This window comes from Rhodanobacter sp. C01, assembly GCF_002001045.1.
Lineage (GTDB): Bacteria > Pseudomonadota > Gammaproteobacteria > Xanthomonadales > Rhodanobacteraceae > Rhodanobacter.
This window is the reverse complement of sequence record NZ_MUNR01000014.1, coordinates 775,435-786,636: the sequence shown is the minus strand read 5'-3', so window position 1 is coordinate 786,636 and position 11,202 is coordinate 775,435. Positions and strand designations below refer to the sequence as shown.

Sequence of the window (11,202 nt, the reverse complement as noted above, 5' to 3'; positions counted from 1 at the left end):
CCCCCGGCTCCACCGCCATCATCACCCGGGATGGTTTCGAGCGACTCAAGGCCGAACTCGACCACCTGTGGCATGTCCTGCGACCCGAAGTGGTGAGGGCGCTCGCGGCAGCCGCTGCCGAAGGCGACCGCTCGGAAAACGCCGAATACATCTATCGCAAGAAGCAGCTGGGCGAGATCGACCGTCGCGCACGCTATCTGAGCAAGCGGATTCCCTCGCTGAAAGTGGCAGAAGGTGTTCCCGGCGATCGCGGGCAAGTGTTCTTCGGCGCGCGCATTGAACTGGAGAACGTCGACACCGGCGAGATCGTGCACTACCGCATCGTCGGTCCCGACGAGACCGACGCGAAACGCGGCTGGATCAGCATCGACTCGCCGATGGCGCTGGCGGTACTGAAGAAGCGCGTGGACGACGAATTTATGGCGGAATTGCCGAGCGGCACGGCACAGTTTGCGGTGATGGCCGTCAGCTACGACTAGATTCAACCGCAATCGAGCATCTGCGCATCCACACTCAGTGCCCCAGCAACGCCCGTGAATCCTGCTTGTAATCACTTTCGATCTGCACCAACCGGGCCTGCAAGGCCTGCGGGCTTACCCATTGGCCATGCTCGGCCTCCTGCCGCAACAAGGCGTATTGCATGTCGACGAACGGCTGCAGTACGTGGTTGGTCTGCGGTGCGAAGCCACCGAGATCGGGGATGCGGGCGAGCTGGGCGCGTTCACGCACGCCAGCCTCGCCGACCGCCCTGCCATAGGCGAGGATGAACGCCGTCAGCTGTTCGCGCAGCGGTAGCGGCAATCCGTCGCGCAGCACCAGCACGCCCGACGGGATCAGTGGCGAACGCCAGATCACCTTGAGCTGGGCGGCCTCGCTGGGAAAGTGCCGCCGGAACAGATCCATGTCCGGATTGTTGCTGCTCGCCACGTCCACTTCGCCGTTGACCACGGACAACAGGTTGCCCTGGTGGTCGGCTACCCGCACGCTGGCGAAGAAGGTGTCGGAGTTGAGCCCGCGCGGTGCAAATACATCGGCTTCCGGCGCGGTGTAGCCGGTGACCGAGAGGTGTTCGCTGCGCGCGTAGCGCCAGCGGCCGGGTGTGGCCAGCATATCGGCGAGAGTGTGGATGGGGCTGTCGCTGCGCACCACCAGCATGGCGACATTGCCCACGGCACCATCGCTGCGCACGAACTGGGCGAACACGTGCATGTGCTGATGCGTTACCGCCTCCACCGCGAGCTTGCCGGACAGAAACGCGATATCCACCTGCTGTGCACCGATTGCGTCGGACAGGCCTGCATAGCTGCCCACGGATACCGTGGTCACCGGATGGCCCAGCCGCTTCTGCAGTTCTTCCAGCACCCCCCGCCACTGCTCCAGCGATTCGGCAGCGCTGCCGATCGGCAGGATGCCGAAACGGATGGGCGTCGGCGGCAACGCCTCGTCGCCCGAGGCCAGTGCATCGCCAGCGACAATCAACAGGCCAAGGACCAGCCACTTCATGACGAGATGGATCAGGCGTGCGCTACCGTGTCGACGGCGCAGCCGATACGCGGCGATGTTCAATGACATGACTCCCCTGCACCACCCCTGCTCTCAGGTATATAGCCGCGATCGCGGACCGGAGCAAGGCTCAGGGCAGAGCCGGGTACGCAGGCGGATACTCGCGCCCGGCGCGCCGTGGCTGATAGCAGGCAGTCGCAAGATGAAACGCCTCGTCAACGTTGCCGACGTGCCAACCTGGAATGCCCGCCAACGGCAAGGGCCGCAACTCCAGCGGATCGCGCAGCAGCTGGCCGGCGGCAATCGCCCCCGCACAACGTGCATTCACCTGTCCGGCATCCGTGTTCCCCGTTGCGTGGAACACCAACGCCTTGGCCACCAGCAACTTGTCCGGATTCAACGCATGCTCCAGCAATGCGTGGCCAAACAGTTCCAGCTGGATTGAACCATCAAGCCACGCCTGTCGCCGACGCCAGAACAGGCCATACCAGTCGTGCTCATTCCACATGGCCAGCAACGCAGGATCTTGCAGCGTGACGATGACGCCGGCCTCGTCGAAGTGGGTCATCGCGTATTGCGGGCGTGAACGGTCTTTTGGCCCCATCCGGGCGATCTCGGCCATCTGGCGTTGATTCAACGACTGCTTCAAGGCGGGATAGCGCAACCACATCAGCGCATTGAGCAGATCGTGCCAGTTGCCTTCGCGGGTGGCGATCTCGCCGCGCTCGGCGATGCGCTGCTCGTAGTGCAGGCCATCGGCGAGCAGCTGATGATCCTGCGCCACGAAACGGGTACGCGCATCCGCCGGCCACAAGGCATTGAATGCATCGAGCGTGGGCCAATGCGGCCCCTCAAGCAGGTCGGCATACTCGCGCCACGCCAGCAGCGGCATGCGGCCGAACACCTGCGGATCGACCGTGCCGCGTGCCGGCGCGATGTAGCGCATGACGCTGACTTACATCAGCTTGAGTTTGGGATGGGCCAGCCGCGCGTGCAGGTCATGCTCGCTGGCACCCTCGACCACCACGTCGACGAACTGGCCCGGCTTCAGCGCGTGGCCGTCGGCGATCAACACCGTGCCGTCGATCTCCGGCGCATCCGCCGCCGAACGCGCGACCGCGCCCTCGGCACCGGCCTCGTCGACCAGTACGGTGATGGTGCGACCGATCTTGCGCTGCAGCTTGGCCGCGGAAATTTCCGCCTGCACCGCCATGAACTGTTCGAGGCGGTCTTCCTTCAATTCCTCGGAGACCGGATCCGGCAACTCGTTCGCCTTGGCGCCATCCACCGGCGAATAGGTAAACGCACCGACTCTATCGAGCTCGGCCTCGCGCAGGAAGTCGAGCAGTTCCTCGAACTCGGCATCGGTCTCGCTGGGGAAGCCGACGATGAAGGTGCTGCGGATGGTCAGGTCCGGCACGACCTTTCGCCAGTTCTGGATGCGCTCCAGCGTCTTGTCGATATTGCCCGGGCGCTTCATCAACTTGAGGATGCGTGGGCTGGCGTGCTGGAACGGGATGTCGAGGTACGGCAACAGCTTGCCGGCCGCCATCAGCGGCATCACCTCATCCACATGCGGGTACGGGTAGACGTAGTGCAGGCGCGACCACACGCCCAGCTCGGACAGGCCTCCGCACAGCTCGGTCATGCGCGTGCGGTAGGTCTTGTCGCGCCACTGGCGCTCGGCGTACTTCAGGTCCACGCCGTAGGCGCTGGTGTCCTGCGAAATCACCAGCAGCTCCTTGACGCCACCCTTGACCAGGCGCTCAGCCTCCAGCAGCACTTCGTCGACCGGACGCGAGACCAGGTTGCCACGCATCGACGGGATGATGCAGAAGCTGCAGCGGTGATTGCAGCCTTCGGAAATCTTCAGATAGGCGTAATGCTTCGGGGTCAGTTTGACGCCCGTGTCCGGCACGATGTCGAGAAAACGGTTGCGCTGCGGCGGCAACGCGGTGTGCACCGCGTTCATCACGCTGACGTAGTCCTGCGGGCCGCTGATCGACAGCACGTCCGGGTACGCCTCGCGGATCAGCGCCTCGCGCTTGCCGAGGCAGCCGGTGACGATGACCTTGCCGTTCTCGTGCAGGGCCGTGCCGATCGAATCCAGCGACTCCTGCACCGCCGAGTCGATGAAGCCGCAGGTGTTCACCACCACCGCATCGGCTTCGCCATAGCTGGGCACGATCTGGTACCCCTCGACCTTCAGTTGGGTGAGGATGCGTTCGGAATCGACCAGCGCCTTGGGGCAGCCGAGGCTGACGAAACCGATCTTGTGTGCTGCCTGGGACATGAGCCTGGGTTACCGTGAAAACGTGCGGGGAAACAGGCGATTATACGCGAGCGTGCGAGCGATGCTGCGACAGCTAAGATCACCGCTTCGAAACCGCGAGCATCCAGCCATGGGCCAGCAGATCAACCTACCCACCACACGCACCCAGTGCATCGGTGCCTATCTGGCCCAGCCGCAGGGCAAACCAAAGGGCGGCATCGTGGTGATCCAGGAGATCTTCGGCGTCAACGCGCACATGCGCAGCGTGGTCGATCGCTTCGCAGAACACGGCTATACCGCGATCGCGCCGGCGTTCTTCGACCATCTGGAAACCGGCGTTGAACTGGGCTATGACGAAGCCGGTTATGCCCGCGGCAAGGAGCTGGTAATGGAGTTGGGGCTCGACCGCGCCATCGAGGACGTGGCCAGCGCCGCCGGGGCCATTGCCTCTGCCGGCAAGATTGGCACCGTCGGCTACTGCTGGGGTGGCACGGTCGCCCTGCTCTCCGCACTGCGCCTCGGGCTACCGTCGGTGAGCTACTACGGCGGACGCAACCTGCCGTTCCTCGGCGAAACGCCGAAGGCCCCGGTAATGTTCCACTTCGGCGAGAAAGATACCGGTATCCCGATGGAAACCGTCGCGAAGCATCGCGAGCTGCTACCGCAGATGGAAACCTTCACCTATCCCGCTGGTCACGCGTTCAACCGCGACATCGATCCGCACGCTTATCACGAAGCCAGCGCGAAGCTCGCTCTGCAGCGTACGCTGGCATTCTTCGACAACTATCTGGCTGGCGCATGAGAAAACCCAGCTTCATCCTCGATCCCCGACTGGACGCGGACACGCGTCTGATCACCTCGCTCGCCCTGTGCGACGTGCGACTGATGAACGACGTGCGTTTCCCCTGGCTGGTGTTGGTGCCACGCCATGCTGGATTGGTGGAGATCGCCGACCTGCCTGCCGATGAACAGACGCTGCTGTGGCAGGAAGTGAATTGCGCCTCGGCGGCACTGCGCACCGTCGCTCCATGCGACAAGCTCAACCTCGGCGCGCTCGGCAATATCGTGCGGCAGCTGCATGTACACGTCATCGCACGCTGCGAAGGTGATCCGGCATGGCCCGGCCCGGTGTGGGGTTACGGTTCCGCGCAGCCGTATCTCGAAGCCAGCCTGACTGCACGACTGGATGCGCTGCGGCAGGCACTCGCCAACGCTGTCGGATAACGCCGCGATGCCGCCGATCATCCAGTTCGAAGCACTGGCTGAGGATGCCCTGCTGCTGCGTTTCGGTGAGCGCATCGACATCGAGCTCAATGCGTGCGTGCAAGCTGCGACCGAGTGCTTACGACAGCATCTGCCGCAAGTGGAATGCGTACCCGCCTATGCCAGCGTACTGCTGCGCTTCGACCCACAGCACTGGCCCGGCAACAACCCGCATCAACAAGTACAGGCTGCCGCTGCTGCAGCTCTGAACGAAAACGCTTCAACGATTGCCGCAGCGCAAGAGCTGGTGATTCCGGTTTGCTACGGAAGCGAGTACGGGCCGGATCTGGCCGGGGTTGCCGCACTTTGCCGGCTCGATACGGACACCGTGATCGCCCGTCACACGGCCGCCGACTATCGCGTGGCGATGCTCGGCTTCGCACCCGGATTTCCTTACCTGCTCGGGCTGGATCCGCAACTGGCGGTACCGCGCCGCACCGATCCGCGACTACGCGTGCCGGCCGGCAGCGTGGCGATCGGCGGCAGTCAGACCGGCATCTATCCCGAGGTGCTCCCCGGTGGCTGGCAACTGATCGGACGCACGCCGTTGCGATTGTTCGACATCACGGCGAACACGCCATCGCTGTTCAGCCCAGGCGATCGCGTGCGCTTTCAGGCGATCGACGAAGACCAGTTTCGCGACCTGGCAGCGACCAGCCCGGCATGAACGTCACGGTCATCAAGCCAGGCCTGTTGAGCAGCCTGCAGGACGCCGGGCGCCCTGGCCACGCCGCGCTCGGCGTGGGCCGTGCCGGCGCAATGGATCCGCCCGCGTGGCAACTGGCCAATGCGCTGGTCGGCAACACGCGCGGCGAGGCGGCGATCGAATGCACCCTGGTCGGTCCCAGCCTGCGCTTCGAACAGGCTGCGGTGATCGCGCTGACCGGCGCGACGATCACTGCCCGCGTCAGTGAGCACAGCGTGCCGATGTGGACCACCTGTCGCCTACCCGCCGGCAGTGTGCTGCACCTCGGTGGCATGGCCAGCGGCTGCCGCAGCTATCTCGCCGTGCGTGGCGGCTTCGACGTACCAGCCCTGCTTGGCAGCCGCAGCAGCGACCTGCATGCACGCATCGGCTACGCACACGGCCGACCATTACAGACCGACGACGTGTTGCCGGTTGGTGCCGCTCTCGCCTTACTCGGCTCACCCGCAGACGGTGAAGTGCAGCCACTGGGCTGGAGCCTCGATCCACAACCCTGGTTCGACTTCGCCCAGCGTCCGCTGGCGCTGCTGCGCGGCAGTCACTGGTCGCAGCTGGATGCAGCGTCGCAACAGCTGTTGCTTGATGGAAAATTTTCTCTGAGCAAGGACAGCAACCGCACCGCCAGCCGTCTGGACGGCCCTGCGCTGCAATTGCGGGCACCGCTGGAACTGATTTCCGAGGCAGCGCTGCCCGGCACCGTGCAACTGCCACCGTCCGGCCAGCCGATCGCCCTGCTGGCTGAAGCACCGGTGACCGGCGGCTACCCGCGGATCGGCCAGATCGCCCTGGTGGACCTGCCGCGACTGGCGCAACGGCGCCCGGGCGATACCGTATGCTTCCACGAGACCACGCTGGACGAGGCGTTGACGCGGCTGGCCGCCCACCGGCAGCGGCTGGCACGCCTGCTCGGCACGATCGCACAACGACTGGAACGCACGTGATTGAGTCAACCCGCATGAATCGCATCGACCTCAACGGTGATCTCGGCGAATCGTTTGGCGCCTGGCGCATGGGCGACGACGACGCACTACTGGCCCTGCTCAGTTCGGCCAACATCGCCTGTGGCTTCCATGCCGGCGACCCGGAGATCATGCGCCACACCGTGGCGCAGGCGGTGGCGCACGGTGTCGCGATCGGCGCGCACGTCTCGCTGCCCGACCTGCAGGGTTTCGGCCGCCGCGAAATGAACGTCACACCCGCCGAGGCGCATGCGCTGACGCTGTACCAGATCGGCGCGCTGCACGCGTTCACCTGCGCGGCCGGCACCCGATTGACCCATGTCAAGCCGCATGGTGCGTTGTACAACATGGCGGCGCGTGATGCGGTACTGGCCAATGCGATCGCCCGTGCCGTGCGCGACTTCGATCCACAGCTGCGACTGTTCGGGCTGGCCGGCTCGGCTTTGATTGAGGCCGGCGAGACGCTTGGCCTGGCGGTGGCTTCTGAAGCCTTCGTCGACCGCCGCTATCGCGCCGACGGCTCGTTGCAGCCACGCCGCGAAGCCGGTGCCGTGATCGATGATATGGATCAGGCATTGGCGCAGGCGCTCGGCATCGCCCGAGACGGCGTGGCGCACACGCTGGATGGCCAACGCGTGCCACTGCATGCCGACACGCTGTGCCTGCACGGCGATGGCGCGCATGCCGTGCAGCTCGCCCGCAAGCTGCGCCGCGAGCTTGAAGCAGCCGGCCTGCGGATCGCCGCGCCGGGAGCAGCATGATGTCCCCCCTACACTGCAGCGGAGACCACTCGTGAATTACTGGCCTCTGCTCGGCGTCGCGGTGATCGTGATCGGCTTCCTGCTGCGCTTCAATCCGGTACTGGTGGTGGTCACCGCGGCGATCAGCAGCGCCCTGCTGGCCGGTTTCACGGTCCCTGCCCTGCTTGCCCTGCTCGGCAAGAGCTTCGTGTCCAGCCGCATGCTGCTGATCTTCGTGCTGACCCTGCCGGTGATCGGCCTGCTGGAACGGGCGGGATTGCGCGAGCACGCGCAACGCTGGATAGGGCGCCTGCACGGACTGACCCTGGCCCGACTGCTGATCGGCTACCTGCTGTTGCGCCAGTTGCTGGCCATGCTTGGCCTCACTGGCGTGGCGGGCCCGGCACAGACGGTGCGCCCGCTGCTCGCCCCGATGGGTGAAGCAGCGGCAGAAAAGATCCTGCCCACGCTCGACGATGCCGATCGCGACGAATTGCGTGCGGTGGCCGCCGCCACCGACAACATCGGGCGCTTCTTCGGCGAGGACGTGTTCATCGCGCTCGGCGCGGTGCTGCTGGTCCAGGGCTTCTATGCGCAGCACGGCATCGAGCTGACCCCGTTGTCGATTGCGCTGTGGGCGCTACCCACGGCGATCGCGGCCTTCATCATCCAGTCCGTGCGGGTATGGCTGTACCAGCGCCGGCTGCAGCGCCGCGCGGCATCCGCACGCACCGAAGCGGCGGGCTGAGCATGCTGCGCATCGAATACGCCTATTGGCTGATCGCCGCCTTCCTGCTCTACACCGGCCTGCGCAATCTGCGCGAGCGGCACGGCTGGCATGCCGCGTTCTGGCTGGTGCTCGGCACGCTGTTCGGTAGCGGCGATTACGTACTGGCGCAACAGGCTGCTGGTCAGATACTGCCGGCGCAGATCGCCGGCGCCGGGGTGATCATGCTGGCACTGCTGGCGCCACGTCTGCGCCGCCACGCCCATGTCGAAAGCAATAGCGCCGAGCAACGTCTGCAATCGGCGATCCGGCTCGGTCACAAGCTGTTTGTACCCGCCCTGCTGATCCCCTTGGTGACTCTGCTGGTGGCGTTGTTCGGCGCGCATCTTTTCATTGCTGGACATGCCGTATTCGCCACGCCACAGATGACCCTGACCGGGCTGGCGCTGGCCTGCCTGGTGGCGCTGTTCGCGGCGGCGCACGTAGCGCAGGCACCCATGCACGACGGCGTGGCCGAAGGTCGACGCCTGCTCGACGCGATCGGCTGGGCGGCGCTGCTGCCGCTGCTGCTGGCGGCGCTGGGCGAGGTGTTCACGCAAAGCGGCGTGGGCGCGGCGATCGCCGCATTGGCCGGTACCTTCCTGCCGACCGGCAGCGCCTTTGCCTGCCTGCTCGCCTTCGCACTCGGCATGGTGCTGTTCACCGTGATCATGGGCAATGCGTTCGCGGCGTTTCCGGTGATGATGGCCGGCATCGGGCTGCCGCTGCTGATCCATCAACATGGCGCACACCCGGCGATCCTCGGCTCGATGGGCATGCTGTGCGGCTACTGCGGCACCTTGCTGACACCGATGGCGGCCGACTTCAACCTGGTGCCGGCGGCGCTGCTGGAACTGCGCAATCCCTATGGCGTGATCCGTACGCAGGTATGGAGCGCCTTGTGGATTCTTGCCATCACCTTCATGTTGATGTGGCTGCTGTTATTCCGCTGAATTCGATGAGGCCTGCATGAGCACCGTCCCACGCATTTTGTTGACTGGCTTCGATCCGTTCGGCGGCGAAAGCATCAACCCCTCATGGGAGGCCGTGCGTGCATTGCACGGCAAGCGCATCGGCGGCCACCGGATTGTCTCGCTGCAGTTGCCGACGGAGTTTGCAGGTTCGCTGCGCATGCTCAGGACGGCGGTGCGTGAGCTGACTCCAGCGATCCTGCTTGGCGTCGGCCAGGCCGGCGGCCGCTCACAACTATCGATCGAGCGGGTAGCGATCAACCTGCAGGATGCGCGCATTCCCGACAACGCCAATGCGCTGCCGATCGACGAGCCCGTGATCGCCGGCGCGCCGGCAGCCTACTTCAGCACTCTACCGATCAAGGCAATGCTGGCTGCACTGCACGCACAGGGCTTGCCAGCCGAGATATCGAACAGCGCAGGCACCTATGTCTGCAACCATATCGCCTATGCCATGCTGCATCTGGTCGCCAGGAAACGCGGCGTGCGTGCCGGCTTCATCCATATTCCGTACCTGCCGGCACAGGCAGCGCAGCGACATGGCTCGCCCAGCATGGCACTGGCTGATGTGGCGCGTGGCCTGGAGATAGCGTTGCGTACGGCGATTGCCACGCCGCTGGACCACAAGCTCGGTGCCGGCAAGCTCGACTGACGCCATTGCTCCTCGCCTGCAGCTGCCCCGATTGTCCACGAAAAAGCCCGCGGATCGCTCCGCGGGCCCTCGATGGAAACCGGAGCGTTCAGTTCTGTCCGGATCAGTACTGAGTGCCGGGAGAGGTAGGCATGTGATCCTGTTCCGGCGGGGTTGCCGTCGGTGCCCTTTCATGATGATCCTCAAGTGCCCGCGCCTTGGTGTCCTGCGGATTGATCTCCTTCAGCGTGCCCTTGTCGTCATAGAACGTGCGGAACCCATAGTCGAGTTGCAGGCGTGCCATGTACTGCAGGTGCTGCTTGCGGATCTTCGAATCATCGCTGCCTTCGAGCAATACGGTCTTGGGCAACTTGCCCTGATCCTTCAGGTAGGCGAAATGACTGCCGAGATCGACCGCCGACAACACCGCACCATCGACCAGGAACTGACCTTCCTTGTAGGACTGGATGGTGGCGTCAAACTGACCCTTCATCGAGGCCGTGGTGACGTCGCTCTTGGTGCCGCCAAAATGGCAACCAGCGAGCAGCAACATGCTGCCCAGCATGATCGCGGCGGTAGCACGCGTCAGCCATGTGGAAAAACGGATCATGCAGGTCTCCTGAAGGTCAAACGGTTTGATTCAGCAATCATGTGAAGTGTAACGCCGGATCGTGAAGCAGGCGGCAAACCCGGATGCCGGCCGTTCAGCCGCCCGGATTGGACCCGCATGTCCGGCTCAGGTTCGCGGCAAGGTCACGCCCTGCTGGCCCTGGTATTTGCCGCCGCGATCCTTGTAGCTGGTCTCGCATTCCTCGTCGGATTCGAGGAAAAGCATCTGCGCCACACCTTCGTTGGCGTAGATTTTTGCGGGCAGCGGCGTGGTATTGGAAAACTCCAGCGTCACGTGGCCCTCCCACTCCGGCTCCAGCGGTGTCACGTTGACGATGATGCCGCAGCGCGCGTACGTGCTCTTGCCGAGGCAGATCGTGAGCACCTTGCGCGGGATGCGGAAATACTCGACCGTGCGCGCCAGCGCGAACGAGTTCGGCGGGATGATGCACACGTCCGCCTCGATGTCGACGAAGCTGGTCGGGTCGAATGATTTCGGATCGACGATCGTCGAATTGATGTTCGTGAAGATCTTGAATTCGCGCGCGCAGCGCACGTCGTAGCCGTAGCTGGAGGTGCCGTAGGACACCAGTTTCTGGCCGTCGCGAACCTTGACCTGTCCTGCCTCGAACGGCTCGATCATGCCGTGGCTCTCGGCCATGCGGCGGATCCACTTGTCGGATTTGATGCTCACGCGATCTCCAGTCTCGAATCGGCTGCGACCGCGGCATGCGCCTGGTCAAAGATGTGCAAAATACCACGGCAGCGGCCGCGGAACCCGA

The 11,202-nt window shown here is 64.6% G+C and carries 14 protein-coding genes; 9 read left to right on the top strand and 5 right to left on the bottom strand.

Going from position 1 to position 11,202, the window contains the following annotated elements:
• Positions 1-479 (top strand): transcription elongation factor GreB (greB, locus tag B0E50_RS17785; RefSeq protein ID WP_077442616.1); only part of this gene is annotated, 479 nt, incomplete at its 5' end.
• A gap of 34 nt (positions 480-513) precedes the next feature.
• Here the strand turns inward: greB and phnD are convergent.
• The 3 genes from phnD to rimO form a co-directional block, all read right to left on the bottom strand.
• A complete protein-coding gene (phnD, locus tag B0E50_RS17780; protein WP_254427338.1) occupies positions 514-1,572 on the bottom strand; it encodes a phosphate/phosphite/phosphonate ABC transporter substrate-binding protein in 1,059 nt (352 codons plus the stop codon).
• A gap of 61 nt (positions 1,573-1,633) precedes the next feature.
• Positions 1,634-2,449 carry a DUF3025 domain-containing protein gene (locus tag B0E50_RS17775; protein ID WP_077442615.1) on the bottom strand — a complete coding sequence of 272 codons (816 nt, stop codon included), beginning with the start codon at positions 2,447-2,449 and terminating at the stop codon, positions 1,634-1,636.
• Positions 2,450-2,458: 9 nt separating this feature from the next.
• On the bottom strand, positions 2,459-3,796 hold the full coding sequence (rimO, locus tag B0E50_RS17770) for a 30S ribosomal protein S12 methylthiotransferase RimO (RefSeq protein ID WP_077442614.1): 1,338 nt from the start codon (positions 3,794-3,796) through the stop codon (positions 2,459-2,461).
• 109 nt (positions 3,797-3,905) lie between these two features.
• Between rimO and B0E50_RS17765 the strand changes: the two genes are divergently transcribed.
• The 8 genes from B0E50_RS17765 to pcp are packed head-to-tail and all read left to right on the top strand — an operon-like array spanning position 3,906 to position 9,832.
• A complete protein-coding gene (locus tag B0E50_RS17765) occupies positions 3,906-4,577 on the top strand; it encodes a dienelactone hydrolase family protein (protein WP_077442613.1) in 672 nt (223 codons plus the stop codon).
• Positions 4,574-4,999 carry an HIT family protein gene (locus tag B0E50_RS17760; protein WP_077442612.1) on the top strand — a complete coding sequence of 142 codons (426 nt, stop codon included), beginning with the start codon at positions 4,574-4,576 and terminating at the stop codon, positions 4,997-4,999. The genes B0E50_RS17765 and B0E50_RS17760 overlap by 4 nt, the downstream gene beginning before the upstream one ends.
• A gap of 7 nt (positions 5,000-5,006) precedes the next feature.
• Positions 5,007-5,705: a 5-oxoprolinase subunit PxpB gene (gene pxpB / locus B0E50_RS17755; RefSeq protein WP_254427337.1), complete on the top strand. Its 699-nt coding sequence runs from the start codon at positions 5,007-5,009 to the stop codon at positions 5,703-5,705.
• Positions 5,702-6,685 (top strand): biotin-dependent carboxyltransferase family protein, encoded by a 984-nt coding sequence (locus B0E50_RS17750; RefSeq protein ID WP_077442610.1) that lies wholly within the window; start codon positions 5,702-5,704, stop codon positions 6,683-6,685. The genes pxpB and B0E50_RS17750 overlap by 4 nt, the downstream gene beginning before the upstream one ends.
• A gap of 14 nt (positions 6,686-6,699) precedes the next feature.
• Positions 6,700-7,464 (top strand): 5-oxoprolinase subunit PxpA, encoded by a 765-nt coding sequence (locus B0E50_RS17745; RefSeq protein ID WP_077442609.1) that lies wholly within the window; start codon positions 6,700-6,702, stop codon positions 7,462-7,464.
• A 31-nt stretch (positions 7,465-7,495) separates the two neighbouring features.
• A complete protein-coding gene (locus B0E50_RS17740; protein WP_217343308.1) occupies positions 7,496-8,191 on the top strand; it encodes a DUF969 domain-containing protein in 696 nt (231 codons plus the stop codon).
• Positions 8,192-8,193: 2 nt separating this feature from the next.
• Complete coding sequence (locus B0E50_RS17735; RefSeq protein WP_077442690.1) at positions 8,194-9,162, top strand: DUF979 family protein; 969 nt, start codon at positions 8,194-8,196, stop codon at positions 9,160-9,162.
• 16 nt (positions 9,163-9,178) lie between these two features.
• Positions 9,179-9,832 carry a pyroglutamyl-peptidase I gene (gene pcp / locus B0E50_RS17730; protein WP_077442608.1) on the top strand — a complete coding sequence of 218 codons (654 nt, stop codon included), beginning with the start codon at positions 9,179-9,181 and terminating at the stop codon, positions 9,830-9,832.
• A gap of 103 nt (positions 9,833-9,935) precedes the next feature.
• Here pcp and B0E50_RS17725 read toward each other — a convergent pair whose 3' ends face one another.
• Entirely contained in the window at positions 9,936-10,421 is a 486-nt protein-coding gene (locus tag B0E50_RS17725) for a hypothetical protein (RefSeq protein ID WP_077442607.1), read from the bottom strand.
• A 126-nt stretch (positions 10,422-10,547) separates the two neighbouring features.
• A complete protein-coding gene (dcd, locus tag B0E50_RS17720) occupies positions 10,548-11,114 on the bottom strand; it encodes a dCTP deaminase (protein WP_077442606.1) in 567 nt (188 codons plus the stop codon).
• Between the last annotated feature and the right edge of the window lie 88 nt (positions 11,115-11,202).